The organism is Pseudomonas sp. 3HC3, from assembly GCF_044904505.1.
GTDB lineage: Bacteria > Pseudomonadota > Gammaproteobacteria > Pseudomonadales > Pseudomonadaceae > Aquipseudomonas > Aquipseudomonas putida_Y.
Map to the genome: position 1 here is coordinate 81,410 of NZ_JADDRH010000020.1, position 23,131 is coordinate 104,540.

The window sequence follows — 23,131 nt, forward strand, 5'->3', positions numbered from 1 at the left end:
ACTCAACATCATTCCTGCGGACATGACAATGACATCACCCAGCCAGTTCTCTCCCGACCATCCAATCCCCATCCAGCAGCGCATCTTCGGTGCTCGCGACCTGTTTTCACTGTGGTTTTCCCTCGGCATCGGCCTGATGGTGCTGCAGGTCGGTGCCATGCTGGCGCCAGGCCTGGGCCTTGCTGGCGCGGTGCTGGCCATCGCCCTGGGCACCGGTGTCGGTGTGCTGTTGCTGGGCGCCGCCGGGGTTATCGGCAGCGATACCGGCCTGTCTGCCATGGGCACCCTGAAACTTAGCCTGGGCAGCCATGGTGCGCGCTTGCCGGCGCTGCTCAACTTGCTGCAACTGGTGGGCTGGGGCGCCTTCGAAATCATTGTCATGCGCGATGCCGCCAGCTTGCTGGGCGCGCGGGCGTTCGGTGAGGAGAGTGCCTGGAACAGCCCCATGCTCTGGACCCTGTGCTTTGGTGCCCTGGCCACCCTGTTGGCCGTCAGCGGGCCACTGGCCTTCGTGCGCAAGGTGTTGCGCGCCTGGGGCATCTGGCTGTTGCTGGGCGCTTGCCTGTGGCTGACCTGGAACCTGTTCGCCAAGGCCGACCTGGCCGAACTGTGGAGCCGTGCCGGGGATGGTTCGATGTCGCTGGCGGTTGGCTTCGATATCGTCATCGCCATGCCGCTGTCCTGGCTGCCGCTGATCGCGGACTACTCGCGTTTTGCCCGCAATGGCAAGCATGTGTTCGGCGGTACGGTAGTTGGCTACTTCATCGGCAACACCTGGCTGATGAGCCTGGGCGTGGCCTACACGCTGGCGTTCGCCGCCAGTGGCGAAGTCAATGCGCTGTTGCTGGCCCTGGCGGGCGCCGGCATGGGGATCCCGCTGCTGCTAATTCTGCTGGACGAGTCGGAAAAGGCCTTCGCCGACATCCACTCGGCGGCGGTTTCCACCGGTGTGCTTATACCGCTGAAGGTCGAGCACCTGGCGTTGGCCATCGGCGTGTTGTGCACCCTGATCGCCCTGTTGGCGCCACTGGCACAGTACGAAAACTTCCTGTTGCTGATCGGTTCGGTGTTCGCGCCGCTGTTTGGCGTGGTGCTGATGGACCACTACGTGGTCCGTCGACGCCGTCTGCCAGCGCAGGTCAATGGCTTGCACTGGCAGGCGTTGGTGGCCTGGTTTGCCGGGGTGGTGGCCTATCACCTGATTGCCGCCAAGGCGCCGGAACTGGGCGCGACCCTGCCAGCATTGCTGCTGGCAGGTGTGCTGCATGGGTTACTGAGCCTCAGCCGCGGCCGGGAAACAGTTCAGGCTTGAGTACGCCATTCAGGCGCGGGTAGGGGATCTTCAGTTCCACGTGGCCCATGGAGTAGGGCGCGATGGCATAGACCTCGTACTTGACCACTACCGCGCCGTACGTCAGGGCGACGTGCGGCGATTTCTTGAATGGCCAGGTCTTGACGAACTCGGCATCCTTGTCCATGCCCACGCTCATCAGCCAGGCGCGGTGCGATTCTTCGACGGTTTTCCAGAAGGTGTCTTCCTGGCCGGGCACCAGCATGTCCTGCAGGGTCAGCACCTTGTCCAGCTTGCGAGAATAGTTGATGAAGCCGCGCCCGGGCATGCCGTGGGCGCCACCGCTGTCCAGGTAGCTGGACAACTCGATGATCACCAACCCGTCATGCTGTTCGCGTACCTTGGCTTGCAAGTAACTGCTGTTACGTTTGTCGGCGCTGGCCAGATATTGCTGTTCGTAGGCCTGCAGGGTGCCTGGCGCGGTGCCATGCTGATTGTCTTCGGTCAGTTGCAGCAGGCGTTTTTCGACGATGCCGTCGAGCTTGGGCAGGGCCGGGAAGTGGATCATGTCGATGTTCACCAGCGGGCAGTCGCTCTCGCTGCAGCCGGGTTTGACATGCTCCCAGGCGTCGCGCTTGACCTCGAGCGGGGCCCGGTAGTTGGGCGTGAACAGGCTCTGGCAGGCGCCCAGAGCGAGTGCCAGCACGGCCACGGAAGTCAGTTTGACAAGTGTCATGATGATCCTTGCAGAACAGGGAAAAGTCGGCCTTTGACCGTCTACGCGGCCTTCAGTTCGCCACTAAGCTAACAGAGTGAAGGGCTGCTGTCCCGAGTGCGCCAGCGGTTGCTGGAAAGGGGTGAAACCAACAGGCGTGCGGAGTAGGATGGCGCGAAGCAGTATTCGAGGTAATGAGGATTTCCATGTCAGACGCGTTGAACGCTGTGCCCAAGGGCTTCGAAATCATCGAGCGGGCCAATTGCTTCCAGGGCTTTTACAAGCTCGACAAGTTACGCCTGCGCCACGAGCTATTTGCCGGGGGCATGGGGCGCGAGATCAGTCGCGAACTGTTTGTGCGCCACGATGCGGTATGCGTGCTGCCGTACGACCCTGCGCGCGATGAAGTGGTGCTGATCGAACAGTTCCGCGTGGGCGCACTGGACAAGGTCGCCAACCCTTGGCTGATCGAGATGGTTGCCGGGCTGATCGACAAAGACGAGCAGCCCGAGGAAGTCGCCCATCGCGAGGCCGAAGAAGAAGCAGGCCTGACGTTCAGCGCCCTGTGGCCGATGACCCGGTACTTCCCGTCGCCTGGCGGTAGTGACGAATACGTTCACCTGTTCCTCGGCCGTTGCAGCAGCGAGGGCGCGGGAGGGCTGCATGGCCTGGAAGAGGAGGGTGAAGACATTCGCGTACGCGTGTGGTCGTTCGAGGATGCCCTGCAGGCGGTGCGCGACGGGCGCATCTGCAATGCGGCCACCATCATTGGCCTGCAATGGCTGGCGCTGAACCGTGACGAAGTAAGAGGTATGTGGAAGTGAACCTGCTGCGCGAGCGCTATCGAGTCGACCTGGTCGGGCTGCAGGCAGCCTGCGAGGCCAACTATGCCCGGCTGATGCGTTTGCTGCCCGACATGCGCACCACCCAGAGCTCGCGCCGCATCGGCATGACCCAGGGTGACCAGATGCTCGGCGTGCTGGTAATCGACGTGGTGCTGGCCTGCCCATACACCACCACCCTGCATGTGCGCCAGGAACACAGCCTGCCGTGGTTGCCGGTGCCACACCTGGAAGTGCAGGTGTATCACGATGCGCGCATGGCCGAAGTGGTCAGTGCTGAACACACCCGGCGCCTGCGCAGCATCTACCCGTATCCGAACGACGCCATGCACCAGCCGGACGAAAAGGCCCAGCTCAACCTGTTCCTGGGTGAATGGCTCAGCCACTGCCTGGCCTGCGGCCACGAACTGGCAAGTGTTCGCTGAATTGTGACGTGAGTCGGTTGCGGGTGTTTGCTCGTCAACGTCGCACAGCCATAATTCCCGCTGAATCCATTCGAGGAGATGGCCGTTGTCGCCGCCAGACCAATCCCGCCCTGTGCATGTGGTGCAACTGACCGATGCCCACCTGTTCGCCGATCCGGCTGGCAGCATGCTGGGCCTCAATACCCGTGACAGCCTGCGCCACGTGGTGGCCCAGGTGCGGCGCGAGCAGCCGCTTGTCGACTTGCTGCTGTGCACGGGCGACCTGTCCCAGGATGCCAGCGTGGCATCCTATGAAGCGTTTCGTGAGCTGACCGCACCGTTTGCCGTACCCACCCGCTGGTTACCGGGCAACCATGACGAGGCTCAGGTGATGGCGCAGGTGGCGCCGGAACTGGTGCAGGCGGTGACCGATATTGGCGCATGGCGGGTGGTCATGCTCAACACCGCCGTGCACGGTGCTACCCACGGGTTTCTGCAAGATGACCAGTTGGCCGTGCTGGAAGCCGCCTTGAAAGAGGCTGGTGAGCGGCATTGCCTGGTGTGCTTCCACCATCAGCCGGTGGACATCGGCTGCGCCTGGATCGCGCCGATCGGCTTGCGCAATTCCCAGGCGCTGTTCGATATCGTTGAAGGATATCCACAGGTACGGGCTTTGTTATGGGGGCATGTGCATCAGGAATGGGATGAGGTCCGAGAGGGGCGGCGCCTGCTGGCCACACCGTCGACCTGTATTCAGTTCGCGGCGCGCAGCGAGGGCTTCCAGGTGAGCGAAGAGCATCCGGGGTACCGCTGGTTGCGCCTGCATGCCGATGGGCGGCTGGAGACCGGGGTGGAGCGGGCGCTGGATTTCGAGGTGCAGCTCGACTTCGACAGCCCAGGGTATTGAGCAGGCCACGTCAGCCTGCCGGAAAATTATTGCGAAATCCGTGGCACTGCGTCAAAACCCGGCGAACGCGCTACACTGCGCGTCCCTGCGCCCGCATTATCAGGCGCGAAGCCACAGATTCCGGGGGCAGCATGTCGGGTTCCATCCTCTATATCCATGGCTTCAACAGCTCACCGCTTTCGACCAAGGCGCGTCAGCTGGAGGCAGTCATGCAGCAGCTCGGCCTGGCCGACCAGTTGCGAGTGCCGGCCCTGCACCACCACCCACGGCAAGCCATGGCCCAGCTCGAAGCGGCCATCGCCGAACTGGGTGCGCCACTGCTGGTGGGCAGTTCGCTCGGCGGCTACTATGCCACCCATCTGGCCGAGCGCCATGGCCTCAAGGCCCTTCTGGTCAACCCGGCGGTAACCCCGCACAAGCATTTCGACGGTTACCTGGGCACCCAGCGCAATCATTACAGCGGTGAAACCTGGGAGCTGACCCACGATCATGTGCAGGCCCTGGCCGAACTGGAAGTCGCGGCCCCGGCCGATGCCGACCGCTATCAAGTGTGGTTGCAGACCGCCGATGAAACCCTGGACTACCGACACGCCGAGCGCTATTACCGTGCTTGTGCGCTGCGTATCCAGGCCGGTGGCGACCACAGCTTCCAGGGGTTCGCCGAGCGCCTGCCGGCACTGCTGGCCTTCGCCGGCATTGCCCGTGGGCAGTATGCGGCGCTCGATTTTTCTGTATTTTGACTTTTTTGCATTCACCAGACTGACGACGAGACCCTATGGCCAATCCCAGCGCTAGCGCCTATAACGCAGACGCCATCGAAGTCCTCTCGGGCCTTGATCCGGTCCGCAAGCGGCCGGGCATGTACACCGACACCAGCCGCCCCAACCACCTGGCCCAGGAAGTCATCGACAACAGTGTCGACGAAGCACTGGCCGGCCACGCGCGTTCGGTGCAGGTCATCCTGCATGCCGATCATTCGCTGGAAGTCAGCGACGACGGCCGCGGCATGCCGGTGGACATTCATCCGGAAGAGGGCGCGTCCGGGGTCGAGCTGATCCTCACCAAGCTGCACGCCGGCGGCAAGTTCTCCAACAAGAACTATCAGTTTTCCGGTGGCCTGCACGGGGTGGGCATCTCGGTGGTCAACGCCCTGTCGACCCAGGTGCGCGTGCGCGTCAAACGTGACGGCAACGAATACCAGATGACCTTTGCCGATGGCTTCAAGGCCAGCGAGCTGGAAGTGGTCGGCTCGGTCGGCAAGCGCAACACCGGCACCAGCGTGTACTTCAGCCCCGACCCGAAGTACTTCGACTCGCCCAAGTTCTCCATCAGCCGCCTCAAGCACGTGCTCAAGGCCAAGGCGGTACTGTGCCCAGGGCTGCTGGTCAGCTTCGAGGACAAGGCCAGCGGCGAAAAGGTCGAATGGCACTACGAAGATGGTCTGCGCTCTTATCTGGTCGACTCGGTCAACGAATTCCAGCGCCTGCCCGACGAGCCGTTCTGCGGCAGCCTGGCGGGTAACAAGGAAGCGGTTGACTGGGCTTTGCTGTGGCTGCCCGAAGGCGGCGACAGCATTCAGGAAAGCTACGTCAACCTGATCCCCACCGCCCAGGGCGGCACCCACGTCAACGGCTTGCGCCAAGGCTTGCTGGATGCCATGCGTGAGTTCTGCGAGTTCCGCAACTTGCTGCCGCGCGGGGTGAAGCTGGCGCCGGAAGACGTTTGGGAGCGCATCACCTTCGTACTGTCGATGAAGATGCAGGACCCGCAGTTCTCCGGGCAGACCAAAGAGCGCCTGTCATCACGCGAGGCCGCAGCGTTCGTCTCCGGCGTGGTCAAGGATGCTTTCAGTCTGTGGCTCAACGCCCACCCCGAGCTGGGCATGCAACTGGCAGAACTGGCCATCAGCAACGCCGGGCGCCGCCTCAAGGCCAGCAAGAAGGTCGAACGCAAGCGCATCACCCAGGGCCCGGCATTGCCCGGCAAGCTGGCCGATTGTGCGGGCCAGGACCCGATGCGTGCCGAGTTGTTCCTGGTCGAGGGTGACTCGGCCGGTGGTTCGGCCAAGCAGGCGCGGGACAAAGAATTCCAGGCCATCCTGCCGCTGCGCGGCAAGATCCTCAACACCTGGGAAGTGGACGGTGGCGAAGTCCTGGCCAGCCAGGAAGTGCACAACATTGCCGTGGCCATTGGTGTCGATCCGGGTGCCACCGACCTTGCGCAGCTGCGCTATGGCAAGATCTGCATCCTCGCCGACGCTGACTCCGACGGCCTGCACATCGCCACACTGCTGTGTGCGCTGTTTGTTCAACACTTCCGGGCACTGGTCGAGGCTGGGCATGTTTACGTGGCCATGCCGCCCCTGTACCGCATCGACCTGGGCAAGGAAATCTACTACGCCCTCGACGAAGCCGAGCGTGACGGCATCCTCGACCGCCTGGTGGCCGAGAAGAAGCGCGGCAAGCCGCAGGTAACACGCTTCAAGGGCCTGGGCGAGATGAACCCGCCGCAGTTGCGCGAAACCACCATGGACCCGAACACCCGGCGCCTGGTACAACTGACCCTGGACGACGTAGAAGCCACCTGCGAACTGATGGACAAGCTGCTTGCCAAGAAGCGCGCCGGTGACCGCAAGAGCTGGCTGGAAACCAAGGGCAACCTGGCCGAGGTCATGGTTTGATTCGGCAAGTCCTTGCCGTTTGCCTGGCGCTGGTTGCCCTGCCTTGCCTGGCGGGCAACTTGCCAGAGCTGAAGATGAAAGCCGAGCACCCGATCGACGGTATGCGCGGTGGCAACCTGTCTGGTCTGGTGGAGTGCCGGGGCGGGCTGTGGGGCGTGTCCGACCGTGACGACGACCGTATCTACCGCTTCGATCAGCAGAACCCCACCTGGCGCGCGCAGCCGCTCACCTTCACCCCGCCGGCTGTCCCGGAAAGCGGCCTGCCATGGGGGTTGAAGTCACGCAACTGGGCGGCATCGTTCATTCGCGGTGGCGAGCTGGATTTCGAAGGCATCACCTGCGATCAGGCGGGTAACCTCTATCTGGTCAGCGAGGCGCATGCCGCGGTGCTGCAATTGCCGCTGGAAGGCGAGCCGGACTGGTTGAGGATCGACTCGGCCATGGTGCGCCAGGCCCGGGCAAGCGGCATGCTGCTGAACTTCAATGCCCTGTTCGAAGGCGTGGCGATCAACCCGGCGGGTGACCGCCTGTGGCTGGCCGCCGAGCGTGAGCGCCGTGGCCTGGTGGCCATTGAGCGCCGGCAATCGGTATGGACCTGCGGGCGCAGTTGCGTGCTGCTGAGCGAGGCCGGGGTCGAGATGCAGCCGGCGCAAATGCCCAATGCCAGTGCGCTGTCGCGCGACTTCTCTGACCTGGCCTGGTTCGAGGGCAAGCTGTTTACCCTAGAACGTAACGCTTACCGGGTGTGCCGGCGTGATGCCGACAGTGGCAAGGTCGAGCGTTGCTGGTCGTTCGCTGCTGATGCGCTGGTCGAGTCACGGCGTTACGCGCAGCCGTTTGGTCTGGCCGAAGCACTGGTGATCGATGCCAAGGGTGCCTGGATTGGCCTGGACAACAACAACAGTGCCCGAGCCGATGGCGAAACCCGCCCGGTCGTCTGGCGCTTCGACGCCCCGCAAGGCGGCTGGAGCGCCAAACCATGAGCCAGGCGCCGGGCAAGCGCGCGGGCAGGGTGCTGATGATCGTCGCCTGGGCGGCGGCGCTGTTTCTTGCCACGCGCTTTTTCGGCCAGTGGGAAGACAGCCAGCGTAACCCCAATAGCCAGGTGCAATCCGAGCATGGTGCAGGCTATATCGAAGTGCGCCTGCTGAGTAATGGCCAGGGCCACTTCGTGGTGGATGGTGCCATCAACGGCCAGGTGGTGCATTTCATGCTCGACACCGGCGCCACCGACGTGGCGATCCCGGAGGCGTTGGCTCATGAACTGAGCCTGGAGCGCGGTAGCCCGGTGCTACTGAGCACCGCCAACGGCCGCACCGAAGGCTACCGCACGCGCCTGGCCAGCCTGCAACTGGGCGATATCCGCCTGCAGAACGTACGCGCCATCGTGGTGCCGGGCCTGGACGGGCCCACCGTACTGCTGGGCATGAGTGCCCTGCAACAACTTGAATTTACCCAGCGCGGTGGCACCATGCTGCTGCGCCAGAACCTGAAATAATGACGAGGCCCGCATGAGCGACTCACTGGAACTCAGCCTGGACGGCGTCGAACGCCGCTCGCTGGCTGACTTCACCGAACAGGCCTACCTCAACTATTCCATGTACGTGATCATGGACCGCGCACTGCCGCACATCGGCGACGGCCTGAAGCCGGTGCAGCGACGCATCGTCTACGCCATGAGCGAGTTGGGGCTCGACGCCGATGCCAAGCACAAGAAGTCGGCGCGTACCGTCGGTGACGTGCTCGGCAAGTTCCATCCCCATGGCGACTCGGCCTGCTACGAGGCCATGGTGCTGATGGCGCAGCCGTTCAGCTACCGCTACACCCTGGTCGATGGCCAGGGTAACTGGGGTGCGCCGGATGATCCGAAGTCGTTCGCCGCCATGCGCTATACCGAGGCGCGGCTGTCGCGCTACGCTGAAGTGCTGCTCAGCGAAGTCGGCCAGGGCACCGTGGACTGGGTGCCGAACTTCGACGGCACCTTGCAGGAGCCGGCCGTGCTGCCCGCGCGTTTGCCCAATATCCTGCTCAACGGTACCACCGGTATCGCGGTGGGCATGGCCACCGATGTGCCGCCGCACAACCTGCGAGAGGTGGCCAGTGCCTGTGTACGACTGCTCGATGAGCCCAAGGCAACCATCGAGCAGTTGTGCGAGCACATCCAGGGGCCGGATTACCCGACCGAGGCAGAGATCGTCACGCCGCGGGCAGAAATTCTCAAGATGTACGAAAGCGGCCGCGGCTCGATCCGCATGCGCGCCGTGTACCGTGTCGAAGATGGCGACATCGTCGTCACTGCGCTGCCGCACCAGGTCTCCGGGGCCAAAGTGCTGGAGCAGATTGCCGCGCAGATGCAGGCCAAGAAGCTGCCGATGGTCGCCGACCTGCGCGACGAGTCGGACCACGAAAACCCGTGCCGTATCGTCATCATCCCGCGTTCCAACCGCGTGGATGTCGACGAGCTGATGCAGCACCTGTTCGCTACCACTGACCTGGAAAGCACCTACCGGGTCAACGTGAACATCATCGGCCTGGACGGCCGTCCGCAGTTGAAAAACCTGCGAACCATATTGGTAGAGTGGCTGCAATTCCGCACCAACACCGTTCGTCGCCGCCTGCAGCACCGTCTGGACAAGGTCGAAAAGCGTCTGCACCTGTTGGACGGTTTACTCACCGCGTTCCTCAACCTGGATGAAGTGATCCACATCATCCGTACCGAGGAATACCCCAAGCAGGCCCTGATCGAGCGTTTCGAGCTGACCGAGATCCAGGCCGACTACATCCTTGAGACCCGCCTGCGGCAGTTGGCGCGCCTGGAAGAGATGAAGATCCGCGGTGAGCAGGATGAGTTGCTGAAGGAGCAAGCCAAGCTGCAGGCCCTGCTGGGGAGCGAGGCCAAGCTGCGTAAGCTGGTGCGCAGCGAGCTGATCAAGGATGCCGAAACCTATGGCGATGATCGTCGTTCACCGATCGTAGCGCGTGCCGAAGCCAAAGCGCTGTCGGAAAACGAGCTGATGCCGACCGAGCCCGTCACCGTGGTGCTTTCGGAGAAGGGCTGGGTGCGCTGCGCCAAGGGCCACGATATCGACGCCACTGGCCTTTCCTACAAGGCCGGCGACGGCTTCAAGGCTGCTGCAGCCGGGCGTTCCAACCAGTTTGCCGTGCTTATCGATTCGACCGGGCGCAGCTACTCGCTGGCCGCCCACAGCCTGCCATCGGCGCGTGGCCAGGGTGAGCCGCTGACTGGCCGTCTGACGCCGCCACCGGGGGCGACTTTCGAATGTGTGTTGTTGCCTGACGACGATGCGCTGTACGTGGTGGCTTCGGATGCCGGTTACGGCTTTGTGGTCAAGGGTGAGGACCTGCAGGCCAAGAACAAGGCCGGCAAAGGCTTGCTCAGCTTGCCCAACGGGGCCAAGGTCATGACCCCGCGCCCAGTGGCCGATCGCGAGCAGGACTGGTTGGCGGCGGTGACCACTGAAGGCCGCCTGCTGGTGTTCAAGGTCAGCGACTTGCCACAGCTGGGTAAAGGCAAGGGCAACAAGATCATTGGCGTGCCGGGTGACCGGGTGGCCAGCCGCGAAGAATTTGTTACCGATCTAGCCGTGATTCCCGAAGGCGCGACCCTTGTATTGCAGGCCGGCAAGCGTACCCTGTCTTTGAAGGCGGACGACCTGGAGCACTACAAGGGCGAGCGCGGACGGCGCGGTAGCAAGCTGCCACGTGGGTTCCAGCGCGTCGATGGGTTGCAGGTGGAAGTGCCGGCATAACCGGTTGCAATGTCTGGAACGGCAATTTCAACGCCGTTTCGGGCAGAAATGCTGGAGTCGGACGGTTATTTCGCGGATGATATGCCCCTTGCGGTGCCGGCGTGGCCGTGTGCCCGTTTGAATATACATGTATCACTGCGGTGTGCCTTGTGGCAGCCGCCTGGATGGGATGATGAAATTTCTGCGCCTTCCATTTGCGCTGTTGATGACTGGCCTGCTGGGCCTTGGCGGGTGCACCATGCATCAGCCGGTTGCCCTGTATCAGCTCGACAGTGGTGATCCTGGCCAGCCTTCGCAGAGCGCGGGCATGGCCGTTGTACTCGGCCCGGTATCGGTGGCCGATTATCTTCAGCGTGAGACGTTCCTGCAGCGTCAAGCTGATGGCAGCCTGAGCGCGGCGACCGACGGTCGCTGGGCTGGCAGCCTTTCATCGGATATCGACCAGCTGCTGGTGCGTCAACTGGCCTGGCGTCTGGACAGCCAGCGCGTAGTGCTGGCCCCGGCGACTGCAGGCTTCAGCCCGGACGTGCAAGTGCTGTTGTCGATCACACGCCTGGACTCGGGCAAGAACCAGCCGGCCATTCTGGATGCCCAGTGGCGTCTGCTGGACCGTCGTGGCCATGTGCGTGACAACCGTATCATTCACCTCGAGCAGCAGCACGAGGGCAGTGAGTCGTCGCAGGTGCAGGCTCAGGGCCAACTGCTGCAAAAGCTGGCCGAACAGTTGAGCACAGCGGTGAAGCCGCTGGCCAACCAGCCGGCGATTGCCGAAGAAGCACCGAAAAAATCCGCTGCACCGACGCAGGTGAAGAAGGGGCCAGAGAAACCCAAAATCCCGATGGCCTCGCCGATTCGCACCGATATGGAAGTTTATCGGTTCTGATCAAGCTGGCACGGTCTTTGTGGGAGCGGGTTTACCCGCGAAGAAGCCGGATCTGCTGGCCAATTCTCACCGGCCGTTCACCGTTGCCGCCGCTACCGTATTCGCGGGTAAACCCGCTCCTACACCTGATTGAGCTGCGACACATGTCGGTGGCTGGGCGCAGCCCGTCGTAGGGGCGGGTTCACCCGCGAAAGGGCCGGGCCTGCTGGCCAATTTTCACCGGCCGTTCACCGTTGCCGCCGCTACCGTATTCGCGGGTAAACCCGCTCCTACACCTGATTGGGGGCGACACATGTCGGTGGCTGGGCGCAGCCCGTCGTAGGAGCGGGTTCACCCGCGAAAGGGTCGGGCCTGCTGGCCAATTTTCACCTGCCGTTCACCGTTTCCGCTGCTACCGTATTCGCGGGTGAACCCGCGAATACGGGGTTTGCGCTACTGGCTGGATTTTGCGCCAGGCAGGTGATCGCAAGGCAACCAGCCTGGCTCAAGACATACGCTGTAGATGCAGCGTATGTCTGTCAGGCACGGTGCTCATGCATGCGCGCCAGTTGCCGTTCCAGCATCGACGGGTAGGGCTCCATCAGGCGCTCCACACAGCACGCGCCTTCGGGGCTGGCGATCGGGCGAATACGCGCACGCTGGCGAATCAGGGCGTCATCGTTGATCTGCCGCTCTACCAGCAACAGGTTGCGGCTGTGCTGCGACAGCGCCAGGGCATCCTGGACTTTCTCGGCAATCAGCAGGTCAACCAGTTCCAGCCCATGCAGGTCGTTGCCCAAGACCAGGCCTAGCTGCAGTTGCAGGGTGATGCCGCTGTCGGCTACCTCGATCTGCAGGGCGTGGCCCAGGGCGCGCAACAGTTCGCCGCAGCAAATGGCGTTTGTCAGGTAATCCTCGCCACACTCGCGGCTGTGGAACAGCACCAGGGTGCTGCCGTCGTTCAGCGTGTGGGTTTCACCGTCGTAGAGCGAAGCCGCGTGCTCCAGGCAATCGCGGTAGCGCTCGGTCAGCTCGTCCAGGCGTGTACGTGGCAGGCGGCGCAGTTGCTCCTGCGAGCCCAGCTGCACGGCAAGTACGGCGCTGTACTGCGGCTCGTCGGACTCGACCTCTGCGTGGGCCTTGGGTGCAGTGTCGTCGTCCAGCAGGCCGGCGAAGGCTGCGTCGTCATCTTCGTCTTCCAGGGCTACCTTGGTGCGCGGTACGGCTTTGGGTGCCGGGGCAGCTGCGTGCAGGTCGTCGAATTGCTCGTCGTCTTCTTCCTCGGGCTCCGGCTCTGGTGGCGGAGGCGGGGCCAGGCGTGCATGCAACTGGCGGGCGATGTCGCCGATCTCGTCCTGGCGGTCGGTGGCCGGGGTATAGGGCTGCGGGTCGCGCAGCCATACCCGCAGCTGCAGCAGTGGCAGGGTGATGAAGCGGCCTTGACGCAAGCTGAGGGCCAGGGCCAGGGCCAGCAGGATGGCGGCCAGAATGCCCATGCTCTGCAGGCTGATCAGCATCGGCTGCTGGAACTGGCTCATGTCCAGGCTGATGCGCAGTTGCCCGGCCGTCACGTCCTGGAACGTGATCTTGGTCTGGAACAGGCCTTCGGCCTCGCCCAGCAGGCTGTTGCGCGGGCGCTGGCCGGCTTCGGCGAGGATGCGGTTATCCACGCTGTAGATTGCCGCATGGGCTACCAACGGGTTTTTCACCAGGTTGCCCAGTAGCACGTTGAGGCTGAGGATGTCGTTGGACACCAGCAGCTCGGTTGCCGATGTGGCAGTCTGGGTGGTCAGGCTCTGGCCCAGGGCATCGGCCTGCTCATGCATGGCCTGCTTGAACTGCAGGCCCATCACGCAGGCGTAGATCACCAGCGCCAGCGCCACCAGGAAGATGTTGGTGCAGGCGATGCGCAGTGCCAGCGGCACGCGACGTTGACTCAGGGCGCGATAGATCATCAGGAAGAAGTTGTCTGGTTTGACTGGCGTGGGCCGGTTCACAGAGCTCGGCTCTTAATGGCATGAAAGTGGGGGGAGTATAGCGAGCCGGGTTTTGTCGGCAAAGTATCGTTGGCGCCCGATGGTCATGGAAAATCGGTAGAATGCGCATTTTTCATCGAAGTCGGAGCCAGGTTGTGCGCGAAATCGTCCTGATCAACATCACCGGTGAGGACCGTCCCGGTCTCACTGCGGCTATCACCGGCGTCCTGCTGCAGGGCGGTGTGAGTATCCTCGACATCGGCCTGGCGGTCATGCACGGCACCTTGTCGTTTGGCATCCTGGTCGACATCCCGGACAACGAAGTGGCTACCGCGCTGTTGCAAAGCGTGCAGGCCAAAGCCCACGAACTGAACCTGCAGGCCCGTTACACGCCGATTTCCGAGGCGGACTACCAGCATTGGGCCGATGGGCATGGCGAAGCGCGCCACATCGTTACCCTGCTCAGCCGCAAGATCACTCCCGAGCAGTTGCAGCGGGTGAGTGCGGTGATCAGCCAGTACGGCCTGACTATCGAGCGCATGGAGCGCCTGTCGGCCCGGGTGGCACTGGATGCCGAATTCGACAAGGGCAAGGCAGCCGTCGAGATCTCCGTGCGCGGCGTGCCGAGCGATGCCCAGGCCCTGCGTGCCGACTTCTTTGCCCTGGCTGAAGAACTGAGCGTCGACATCGCCTTCCAGAAGGACGATCTGTTCCGCCGCAACCGCCGGCTGGCGGTGTTCGACATGGACTCCACGCTGATCGAGGCCGAAGTTATCGACGAACTGGCCAAGGCAGCGGGTGTGGGGGAGCAGGTGGCGGCGATCACCGAGCGCGCCATGCGCGGTGAGCTGGACTTCCGCGCCAGCTTCAAAGAGCGCATGGCTTTGCTCAAGGGGCTGGATGTTGGGGTGCTGGACGAGATCGGGGCATCGCTGCGCCTGACCGAGGGTGCCGAGAACCTGTTTGCCGAGCTCAAGCGCCTGGGATACAAGACTGCGATTCTGTCCGGTGGCTTTACCTACTTTGCCCGTCAGGTGCAGGCGCGCCTGGGGATCGACTATGTGTTCGCCAACGAACTTGAAGTGGTCGATGGCAAGGTGACCGGCGTGGCTGTTGAGCCGATTGTCGATGCCCAGCGCAAGGCCGAACTGCTGAAGAAGCTGGCCAGTGAAGAAGGCTTGCAACTGGAGCAGACCATTGCCGTGGGTGATGGCGCCAATGACCTGCCGATGCTGTCGCTGGCCGGGCTGGGCGTGGCGTTTCGTGCCAAGCCGCTGGTGCGCCAGTCGGCCAAGCAGGCGATTTCCACCTTGGGGCTGGATGGGGTGCTGTATCTGCTGGGCCTGCGTGACCGCGACGCCCGCGGCTGATCCGTGGATCTGGGGGCCGCATGGCGGTCCCAATGAAAAAGGCCCTGCATATGCAGGGCCTTTCCATTGGGCTTGAATCAGGCCTGCACAGGTGCCGCCAACTGTTGCCCCATGCGCACTGCGGAGCCAGCACCCAGGCTCTCGGCCCATTTCACCTGCTCTGGCCCGAACAGCACGATGGCAGTCGAACCCAGCTTGAAGCGGCCTAGTTCGGCACCTTTCTCCAAGTGGATCGGGGCGCGGCTGGCTTCGTCGTAGCGGAAGGTCTTCAGTTCACGCTTGGGCGGCGTGACCAGCCCTGCCCATACCGTTTCGATCGAGGCGACGATCATCGCACCGACCAGTACCACGGCCATTGGCCCACGCTCTGTATCGAACAGGCAGACCACGCGCTCGTTGCGGGCGAACAGCTCGGGGACATTCTCTGCGGTGGTCTGGTTGACCGAGAACAGACGGCCCGGTACGTAGACCATTTCGCGCAGGGTGCCGGCCAGCGGCATGTGCACGCGGTGGTAGTCCTTGGGCGACAGGTAGATGGTGGCAAACTCGCCGCCCATGAACGGCGCGGCCATGGCCGGGTCACCGCCCAGCAGCTCTTGCGCGCTGAAACCGTGGCCTTTGGCCTGGAAGATACGGCCGTGCTCGATCGGGCCGAGCTGGCTGACCGCACCGTCGGCCGGGCACAGGATGGCGCCCGGGGTTTCGTCCAGTGGGCGGGCGCCTGGCTTCAGGGCGCGGGTGAAGAACGCGTTGAAGTGCTCGTACGCGCTCAGGTCTTCGACCAGGGCCTCGCTCATGTTGACCTGGTAGCGCTTGGCGAACCATGCGGTGAAGGCGTTCTTGAACCAGCGCACGCGGCACTCGGCGATGCAACCGGCCAGCCGCGACAGCAGGTGGTGCGGCAGCAGGTACTGGCTGATGATGAACAGACGGGATTTCATGCAGGTTCCTTAGACTTCTACAGGCGTGTCCGGGTGGTTGCCCCATTCGCCCCACGAGCCGGCGTAGGCCTTGACGCGTGGGTAGCCGAGGGACTTGGCCACCAGGTAAGTGAAACCGGAGCGGCGGTGGGTCTGGCAGTGGGTGATCACTTCCTTGTCGGGGGTGATGCCCAGCTTCTCCAGGACTTCAGCGATGTCCTGGCGGATGCGCAGGTGGTCGTTGAAGTCCATGCCGGCGGTCCACTCGAAGTTGATCGCGCCGGGGATGTGGCCGCCTTTGGCTGCCAGCACTTTTTCGCCGCTGAACTCCTGCGGGCCGCGCGCGTCCCAGATGACCAGGTCATCGGCGCCCAGGCGGCTTTGCAGGTACTCGCGGGTGGCAGTGGGTGCGCTGTCGATGTGCAGACGGACCGGGGCGTTGCCACTGGCAAGCACTTCAGTGGACAGCTTGTCTGCCGGCCAGGCCTGGATACCGCCATTGAGGTAGTGGTAGCGCTTGTGGCCGATGACATCGAGCAGCCAGATGAAGCGCCCGGCCCAGCCACCGCCTTCATCGTCGTACACCACATACACGGCATCGGCGCGGTGGCCTAGTTCGCTGAACAGTTTCTCGAGCTCGCCCAGGGCCGGTAGCAGGCCGGGCGCCGGGGGCTGGCCGAGCTGGGTGCGCTTGCCTTCGACAAAGCGCGCGCCGGGGATATGCCCGCTGACATAGCGGTTGGCGCTGCTCAGGTCGACCAGGATCAGTTGCGGCGAATCCAGGCGTGGCAGCAGGTCTGCAGCTTCGATCACCAGGGGCAGGCCGGAAAAGTCGGTCATCCACGGTCTCCAGTGTGGAAAGAGAGGCGATTGTAGCGCAAGGCTCAACCCTTGCGGTTGGTAAACACCGACAAGGCCCGCTCGATGCATTGCGCGGTCTTGCCGAACGCTTGCACGCTGATATCGGCCATCGGCCGGCAGCCCTGGTCGGCCACCAGCAGCATCAGCACCTGGTCGTTCGCAGCCAGCGAGCGAAGTAGAACATGCTCGCTGCGAAACAAAGCGCGCAACGGGGCGGGTAACAGTGCCGAGAACTGGCTGTGGTTTTCCGGTGTGATGCGCAGTTGTCCGGCCTGACTCAGCAGCTTTTGCAGCAGCTTGTTCTGCGATACCTGCAGGGTAAGGGCCCCGGCCTCCTTGGGCAGGCCGGCAATTTGCTGTGCGCGCAGGCAGTCACTTGCCTTGTCCAGGCTAAGCAGCATTATGCGTTGCATGCCGCAGGCCAGCAGGGCCTCTTGTGCCTGGGTGGCCAGGTGCACGGCGTTGGTGAACGGGCTGGGTTGGGCCAGCAGGTGCTGGCACAGCGTGCGCCAGCGTGCCAGGTCGTCGCTGCTGGGCGGGGGTGGGGCCAGCATATCCGGGTGAGGCCGGCGTTGGTGCCATGGCCAGATCAAAGCCTCGGCCGGGTGGAACAGGGCATGCCGGGCGTGGCGGCGGGCGCTGGCGGCCGCCTGCTGGTGCACCTGCTGTTGCACGTCTTCCAGCGAGGTTTGCAGGTACAGTGCGGTCAGCAGTTGCCAGCGCAGCAGGTGCGGGTTGTCCCAGCCGACCTGTGCCGCCAGGGCCAGGTTGTTGGCCAGCAGCACGGTATTGGCCGGCTGGTTGAACCAGCGTCGCAAGCCGGGCTCGGCGTCCAGGCGGTGCTGTTGGCTGAGCAGGTCTTCGTCGCGGGCGATGTTCAGCACCTTGGCCAGTTGCTCGCGCTCTTCCAGCAGCAGGCGATAACCCTGGGTGACCCACTGGGGCAGGCGCCAATACTCGGCCATGGTCTGGCACAGCGCCATGATGCGCACGCCAAACAGTTCTTCCTCGACGTGGGCGGCGTCTTCACCTTTGTGGATAACCCGCAGTTCCCAAGTGTCGAGGAGCTTGGGGTAGGCCAGTGCCAGTGGCCAGAGTGGCGACAGGAACAGCAGGCTGCCCCAGTGAATCTCTTGCCACAGCCGTGCCAGGCGGCTGGCGAACAGGCCGCTGGCCTGCTGTGCCGCATGCTGGCTGATCATCTGGAACTGGCACAGTACCGGCGGAATCTCCTCCACGGGCAGTGTCGGCAGGCGTTTGAGAAGCTGCTCGCTGCGCTCCAGGCCCAGGCGGTTGAGGGCGACTTCCAGGCTTTCGGCGGGCTCAGCGAGGCTGGCATTGGTGGGGTGATTGGCTTCGCGCATCACTGACAGCACCAGCGCGGGGCTATCCTGCATCAGTTCGGCGATATCGCGCAGCGAGCGGCAGCTATCGTGGATGGCGGCCATGACCCGGTCGTAGCTGTGCTTCGGCACGGGGATGCGAACACTCTCGAGCAGCTTTACCCAGGCCTCTAGCGTACGCGGGGCCTGAGTGGGCACCTTGGTTTCAATTGGCATTTTGACATCAGTCCGAACTGGCTTTTCGCATTGAGTGGCTATAGTCTGGCGCAGTTCTGCCGATAAGTAGAAGAAGAGTTTTAAAGCTCCCGTCTCTTCCCCTGACCACGACAGCAAGTGCTTTGAACCTATGGCTAAAATTATCGGCATCATCGTCGTATTCGCGAGCGTGCTCGGCGGCTACGTGCTCTCCCACGGCAAGATCGCAGCGCTGATCCAGCCGTTCGAAGTACTGATCATCGGCGGTGCGGCCTTCGGTGCATTCCTGCAGGCCAACCCTGGCCACATGACCATGCATGTCATCAAGAAGTCGATGAAAATGTTCGGCTCGCGCTTCAGTCATGCCTTCTACCTGGAGGTGCTGGGCCTTGTATACGAAATCCTCAACAAGAGCCGTCGCGAAGGCATGATGGCCATCGAGGCCGACATCGAGGACGCCGCTGCCAGCCCGATCTTCGCCAAGTACCCGACGGTACTGGCCGATGAGCGCATGACTGCGTTCGTCTGCGACTACCTGCGTATCATGTCCACCGGCAACATGGCCCCGCACGAGCTCGAGGGCCTGTTCGACATGGAACTGCTGAGCATGAAAGAAGAGCTGGAGCACCCGTCCCACGCGGTGACCGGCATCGCCGACGGTATGCCCGGCTTTGGTATCGTTGCGGCGGTATTGGGTATCGTGGTGACCATGGCCTCGCTGGGCGATGGCGACCAAGCGGCCATCGGCATGCACGTAGGTGCGGCGCTGGTGGGTACCTTCTTCGGTATTCTGGCGGCTTACGGTTTCTTCGGTCCTTTGGCCAAGTGCCTGGAGCACGATGCCAAGGAAGAACTGAACCTCTACGAATCGATCAAGGCTTCGCTGGTGGCCTCGGCGTCGGGCATGCCGCCCTCGCTGGCGGTCGAGTTCGGGCGCAAGGTGTTGTACCCCAAGCACCGCCCAAGCTTCGCCGAACTGGAACAAGCGGTTCGCGGTCGCTGAGTCATGGAGAACAATCAGCCCATCATCGTCAAGCGCGTCAAGCGCTTTGGCGGCGGCCACCATGGTGGCGCCTGGAAAATCGCCTTTGCCGACTTCGCCACGGCGATGATGGCGTTCTTTCTGGTGCTGTGGCTGTTGTCCACGGCCACGCCTGAGCAGAAGATCGCCATTGCCGGCTACTTCCAGGACCCTATTGGTTTCTCCGAGAGTGGCACGCCTTATGTCATCGACCTGGGTGGTTCACCGGAGATGGCGCCGGACAAAACCATCAATCCGGAAGTGAAGACCGAGCCGACGCAGCAGTCCCCCACTCAGCTGAGCAAGGACCAGGTCGAGACCATGGCCGAGCAGGTCGAGCGCGAGCGTCTGGAGCTGTTGCTGCAGGAACTGCAGAACAAGGTGGAAGAGAACCCGCAGCTGCAGAAGTTCAAGGACCAGATCCTGTTCGAGATCACCCAGGACGGCCTGCGCATCCAGATCATGGATGCCGAGAACCGGCCGATGTTCGACATCGGTAGCGCGCGCCTGCAGCCATACTTCGAAGATATCCTGCTGGCAATGGCCGACACCATCAAGGCGGTGCCGAACAAGATCAGCATCAGCGGCCACACCGATGCCAAGCCGTATGCGAGCACGGGCGAGTACGGTAACTGGGAGCTGTCGGCCAACCGCGCCAACGCCGCGCGTCGTGCGCTGGTGGCCGGTGGTTACCCGGACAGCCAGGTGGCGCGGGTGGTGGGTTACGCCTCGTCATCGCTGTTCGACCGCAACGACCCGTTCAACCCGGTCAATCGCCGCATCGACATCATCGTGCTGACCAAGAAAGCCCAGCGCAACATCGAGGGTGAGCAGGGTGCGCCGCAAACACCGCCAGCTGCTCCTGCAGCGCCAGCCAGTGGTGCTGCGCCAGGGGCTTCGGCGCCGGCTGACCCAGGGGCAACTGAACAGCCACCGATGCAACCGCGTGAGCTGCGCCAGAAGCTGAACATCTTTGAAGATGGCACGCTGAAGATGGATGAAGCCAAGGAGCAGTAAGCGGCTTTTTGGGGTGGGCAACTGTGCTACCCAACACTTGAACGCTGGCGCGATCACTGTAGGAGCGGGTTTACCCGCGAAGCCTCCAGCGCGGTGAATGGCACCGGCGTTGCCGGTGTTCGCGGCTAAAGCCGCTCCTACATACGCATCGGTGATTGGGCGCAGGCCGTCGTAGGAGCGGGTTCACCCGCGAAAGGGCCGGACCTGCTGGCCAATTTCCACCCGCCGTTCACCGTTGCAGTCGCCACCGTATTCGCGGGTAAACCCGCTCCTACAAGGGATCGCGGCAACTTTCAATTCGAGCGTTTCAGTAGCTGTCTTCTGCCAGGCTGGCGATGATCGAGCGATAGCTGTTCATGCGCTGCGGCTTGATACGCCCCTCTTCCAGTGCCTTGAGCAGCGCGCAGCCCGGTTCGCGGTCATGCTTGCAGTCGCGGAAGCGGCAGGTGCCGAACAGGTCGCGGAACTCGATGAAGCCATCTTCCACGTCGTCGCGGCTGACATGGCCAAGGCCGAACTCGCGAATGCCCGGCGAGTCGATCAGGTCGCCGCCGTTGGGGAAGTGGTACAGCCGCGCCGTGGTGGTGGTGTGGGTACCCTGGCCAGACCATTCCGACAGGTCGCCGACACGGGTACCGGCGTCCGGCAGCAGGCTGTTGACCAGCGACGACTTACCTACCCCTGACTGGCCGACGAACACACTGATGTGGCCGTCGAGTAGCTGCTGCAGGCGCTGCATGCCGTCGCCCTGGTGTGCCGATACTTCCAGCAGCGGGTAACCCAGTTCGCGGTAGACCTCCAGCAACGCATGCAGGCCGGGGCCGTTCTCATCGTTGATCAGGTCGGCCTTGTTCAGCAGCAGCAGCGGGCGCAGGCCAGCGTGCTCGGCCGCTACCAGATAGCGGTCGATCAGGTTCGGGTGTGGTTCCGGCGCCGGGGCGAACACGATCACGATCAGGTCGACGTTGGCAGCTACGGGCTTGAGCTGGCCATGGTTGTTCGGCCGGCACAGCTCGGTGCTGCGCGGCATCTGCGCCACGATCACGCCAATGCCCTGATTGCCCGCACGCCATACCACGCGGTCGCCGGTGACCAGTGCTGGCAGGTTGGCACGCAAGTGACAGCGGAACACTTGGCCCGCGGTGTCGCCGTCCTGGGCTTCCACTTCTACCTGTACGCCGAAGTGTGCGATCACCAGGCCAAGTTGCTCCGGCCCCAGGTCGCCACCCTCCAGTTCCTGCAGTGCATGCTGCTCGCGTTTGGCCGCGCGAGCGGCGCGCTCACCCTGGATTTTTTCGATCCGCCAGTTCTGGCGGCGATTGAGCTGGCGTTTGGCCATGAAGGTACCGTAAGAGAGGCCCGGCGTGGGCATTGAAAACGGCAGGCAGTTTAGCACGCCAGCCGCTGGACTATTCCGCCCAGCTTTATGCCGTGAATGGGCGTGCCTTGGCCACTAGGCTAATATGACCGCCTATATGAGGAGCCCCTGCATGCAAAACCCACAGAACCTGATCTGGATCGACCTGGAAATGACCGGCCTGGATCCGGACAGCGACGTTATCATCGAAATGGCCACCATCGTCACCGACAGCGAGCTGAACACCTTGGCCGAAGGGCCGGTGATCGCCATCCACCACAGTGACGAAGTGCTGGCGCGCATGGACGAGTGGAACACCCGCACCCATGGTGCTTCGGGGCTGACCCAGCGCGTGCGCGAGAGCAAGGTCAGCATGGCCGAAGCCGAGGCACAGACCATCGCCTTCCTTGAGCAGTGGGTGCCTAAAGGCAAGTCGCCGATCTGCGGCAACAGCATCTGCCAGGATCGTCGTTTCCTCTACCGTCACATGCGCGACCTGGAAAACTACTTCCACTACCGCAACCTGGATGTCTCTACCCTGAAGGAGCTGGCCGCGCGCTGGGCGCCGAACGTGCGTGACAGCTTCAAGAAGGGCAATACCCACCTGGCGCTGGACGATATCCGCGAATCCATCGCCGAGCTGCGGCACTATCGCGAGCACTTCATCAAGCTGTGATTCGAAACGGCGCAGATATTGTATCTGTGCCCCCTTTTGGTGCCCTGGGCAACTGGTTAGACTGCGCGCCTTTCCTGCACGGACCCGCACCATGTTGCTGATGCTCTACCTTATCGCCATTACCGCCGAAGCCATGACTGGCGCGCTGTCTGCCGGGCGTCGCGGCATGGACTGGTTTGGCGTGGTGCTGATCGCCTGCGTCACCGCGCTTGGGGGCGGCTCGGTGCGTGATGTGCTGCTCGGGCACTACCCGCTGACCTGGGTTAAGCACCCGGAGTACCTGGTGCTGACCAGTTTTGCGGCGCTGCTGACCATTTTCATCGCGCCAATGATGCGCCGCCTTCGCTCGCTGTTCCTGGTGCTCGATGCCCTGGGGCTGGTGGCATTTACCCTGATTGGCTGCATGACGGCGCTGGAGATGGGGCAGGGCATGCTGGTGGCGTCGATCAGCGGGGTGGTCACCGGGGTGTTTGGCGGGATCTTGCGGGATATCTTCTGCAACGACATCCCGCTGGTGTTCCGCCGAGAGCTGTATGCCAGCGTGTCATTTGCGGCGGCCTGGTTCTACCTGGGTTGCGTGTATTTCAAGGTGCCGGCGGAGCAGGCGATGTTGCTGACGCTGTTTGGCGGCTTCCTGGTGCGCCTGTTGGCGATCCGCTTCCACTGGGAAATGCCCAAGTTCCACTACAACGACCAGCAATAGGCTGATGCAGCCCTGTAGGAGCGGGTTTACCCGCGAAAGGGCCGGGCCTGTCGGCCAATTTCTACCAGGCGTTCAATTTTGCCACTGCCACAGCATTCGCGGGTGAACCCGCTCCTATGTATGGACTCGCCCACACTGTCTAGCTGCTTTTTTGAACATAGGAACCCGGTTGCATCTATGTATCAGGCCTGTTCGAGGAAGCTTTTTGCTTCTGGCCAACA

Annotated in this window: 21 protein-coding genes; 15 read left to right on the forward strand and 6 right to left on the reverse strand. The window is 63.1% G+C overall.

Features of this window, described 5'->3' with window-relative positions; all coding sequences use genetic code 11:
- The first annotated feature begins 28 nt into the window (after positions 1-28).
- Positions 29-1,312, forward strand: coding sequence for a putative hydroxymethylpyrimidine transporter CytX (gene cytX, locus INQ47_RS21490; RefSeq protein ID WP_404702545.1), 1,284 nt, complete (start codon positions 29-31; stop codon positions 1,310-1,312).
- Here the strand turns inward: cytX and INQ47_RS21495 are convergent.
- On the reverse strand, positions 1,281-2,027 hold the full coding sequence (locus INQ47_RS21495) for an RsiV family protein (RefSeq protein ID WP_176683123.1): 747 nt from the start codon (positions 2,025-2,027) through the stop codon (positions 1,281-1,283). The genes cytX and INQ47_RS21495 overlap by 32 nt on opposite strands.
- Before the next feature lie 185 nt (positions 2,028-2,212).
- Between INQ47_RS21495 and INQ47_RS21500 the strand changes: the two genes are divergently transcribed.
- From INQ47_RS21500 to INQ47_RS21540, 9 genes are all read left to right on the forward strand, one after another.
- A complete protein-coding gene (locus INQ47_RS21500; protein WP_021783858.1) occupies positions 2,213-2,830 on the forward strand; it encodes an NUDIX domain-containing protein in 618 nt (205 codons plus the stop codon).
- Positions 2,821-3,273 carry a DUF1249 domain-containing protein gene (locus tag INQ47_RS21505; RefSeq protein ID WP_176683124.1) on the forward strand — a complete coding sequence of 151 codons (453 nt, stop codon included), beginning with the start codon at positions 2,821-2,823 and terminating at the stop codon, positions 3,271-3,273. Before INQ47_RS21500 ends, INQ47_RS21505 begins: the two co-directional genes overlap by 10 nt.
- 85 nt (positions 3,274-3,358) lie before the next feature.
- Complete coding sequence (cpdA, locus tag INQ47_RS21510) at positions 3,359-4,159, forward strand: 3',5'-cyclic-AMP phosphodiesterase (protein WP_404702546.1); 801 nt, start codon at positions 3,359-3,361, stop codon at positions 4,157-4,159.
- A 131-nt stretch (positions 4,160-4,290) separates the two neighbouring features.
- Positions 4,291-4,899: a YqiA/YcfP family alpha/beta fold hydrolase gene (locus INQ47_RS21515; RefSeq protein ID WP_084851068.1), complete on the forward strand. Its 609-nt coding sequence runs from the start codon at positions 4,291-4,293 to the stop codon at positions 4,897-4,899.
- A 35-nt stretch (positions 4,900-4,934) separates the two neighbouring features.
- Positions 4,935-6,839 carry a DNA topoisomerase IV subunit B gene (gene parE / locus INQ47_RS21520; protein WP_404702547.1) on the forward strand — a complete coding sequence of 635 codons (1,905 nt, stop codon included), beginning with the start codon at positions 4,935-4,937 and terminating at the stop codon, positions 6,837-6,839.
- Positions 6,836-7,822, forward strand: coding sequence for an esterase-like activity of phytase family protein (locus INQ47_RS21525; protein ID WP_404702548.1), 987 nt, complete (start codon positions 6,836-6,838; stop codon positions 7,820-7,822). Before parE ends, INQ47_RS21525 begins: the two co-directional genes overlap by 4 nt.
- Complete coding sequence (locus INQ47_RS21530; protein ID WP_404702549.1) at positions 7,819-8,337, forward strand: TIGR02281 family clan AA aspartic protease; 519 nt, start codon at positions 7,819-7,821, stop codon at positions 8,335-8,337. The genes INQ47_RS21525 and INQ47_RS21530 overlap by 4 nt, the downstream gene beginning before the upstream one ends.
- 13 nt (positions 8,338-8,350) lie before the next feature.
- The gene (parC, locus tag INQ47_RS21535; protein ID WP_252461242.1) at positions 8,351-10,609 is read left to right on the forward strand and encodes a DNA topoisomerase IV subunit A; all 2,259 of its coding nucleotides are present in this window, start codon (positions 8,351-8,353) and stop codon (positions 10,607-10,609) included.
- A 172-nt stretch (positions 10,610-10,781) separates the two neighbouring features.
- Positions 10,782-11,492, forward strand: a complete 711-nt coding sequence (locus INQ47_RS21540; RefSeq protein ID WP_252461241.1) for a membrane integrity-associated transporter subunit PqiC — start codon at positions 10,782-10,784, stop codon at positions 11,490-11,492.
- Between the two features lie 518 nt (positions 11,493-12,010).
- Here the strand turns inward: INQ47_RS21540 and INQ47_RS21545 are convergent.
- Complete coding sequence (locus INQ47_RS21545; RefSeq protein ID WP_404702550.1) at positions 12,011-13,468, reverse strand: histidine kinase; 1,458 nt, start codon at positions 13,466-13,468, stop codon at positions 12,011-12,013.
- 134 nt (positions 13,469-13,602) lie between these two features.
- Here INQ47_RS21545 and serB point away from each other — a divergent pair, with 134 nt between their 5' ends.
- Complete coding sequence (gene serB / locus INQ47_RS21550) at positions 13,603-14,817, forward strand: phosphoserine phosphatase SerB (RefSeq protein ID WP_392523566.1); 1,215 nt, start codon at positions 13,603-13,605, stop codon at positions 14,815-14,817.
- Positions 14,818-14,894: 77 nt separating this feature from the next.
- On the opposite strand, the gene asd is transcribed toward serB, so the two are convergent.
- Genes asd through INQ47_RS21565 form a run of 3 tightly spaced genes read right to left on the reverse strand, consistent with a single transcriptional unit; the run spans position 14,895 to position 18,157 of the window.
- On the reverse strand, positions 14,895-15,758 hold the full coding sequence (gene asd / locus INQ47_RS21555) for an archaetidylserine decarboxylase (RefSeq protein WP_025340835.1): 864 nt from the start codon (positions 15,756-15,758) through the stop codon (positions 14,895-14,897).
- A gap of 9 nt (positions 15,759-15,767) precedes the next feature.
- Entirely contained in the window at positions 15,768-16,577 is an 810-nt protein-coding gene (locus INQ47_RS21560) for a rhodanese-like domain-containing protein (RefSeq protein ID WP_404702551.1), read from the reverse strand.
- Between the two features lie 44 nt (positions 16,578-16,621).
- Complete coding sequence (locus INQ47_RS21565) at positions 16,622-18,157, reverse strand: HDOD domain-containing protein (protein WP_404702552.1); 1,536 nt, start codon at positions 18,155-18,157, stop codon at positions 16,622-16,624.
- Between the two features lie 130 nt (positions 18,158-18,287).
- Here INQ47_RS21565 and motA point away from each other — a divergent pair, with 130 nt between their 5' ends.
- Entirely contained in the window at positions 18,288-19,139 is an 852-nt protein-coding gene (gene motA, locus INQ47_RS21570) for a flagellar motor stator protein MotA (protein ID WP_003249507.1), read from the forward strand.
- A gap of 3 nt (positions 19,140-19,142) precedes the next feature.
- Positions 19,143-20,174, forward strand: coding sequence for a flagellar motor protein MotB (motB, locus tag INQ47_RS21575; protein WP_252458782.1), 1,032 nt, complete (start codon positions 19,143-19,145; stop codon positions 20,172-20,174).
- Positions 20,175-20,481: 307 nt separating this feature from the next.
- On the opposite strand, the gene rsgA is transcribed toward motB, so the two are convergent.
- Positions 20,482-21,513 carry a small ribosomal subunit biogenesis GTPase RsgA gene (rsgA, locus tag INQ47_RS21580; protein WP_404702553.1) on the reverse strand — a complete coding sequence of 344 codons (1,032 nt, stop codon included), beginning with the start codon at positions 21,511-21,513 and terminating at the stop codon, positions 20,482-20,484.
- Between the two features lie 151 nt (positions 21,514-21,664).
- Here rsgA and orn point away from each other — a divergent pair, with 151 nt between their 5' ends.
- Positions 21,665-22,207: an oligoribonuclease gene (gene orn, locus INQ47_RS21585; RefSeq protein WP_404702554.1), complete on the forward strand. Its 543-nt coding sequence runs from the start codon at positions 21,665-21,667 to the stop codon at positions 22,205-22,207.
- Positions 22,208-22,298: 91 nt separating this feature from the next.
- On the forward strand, positions 22,299-22,910 hold the full coding sequence (locus INQ47_RS21590) for a trimeric intracellular cation channel family protein (protein ID WP_252460653.1): 612 nt from the start codon (positions 22,299-22,301) through the stop codon (positions 22,908-22,910).
- Positions 22,911-23,131 lie beyond the last annotated feature (221 nt).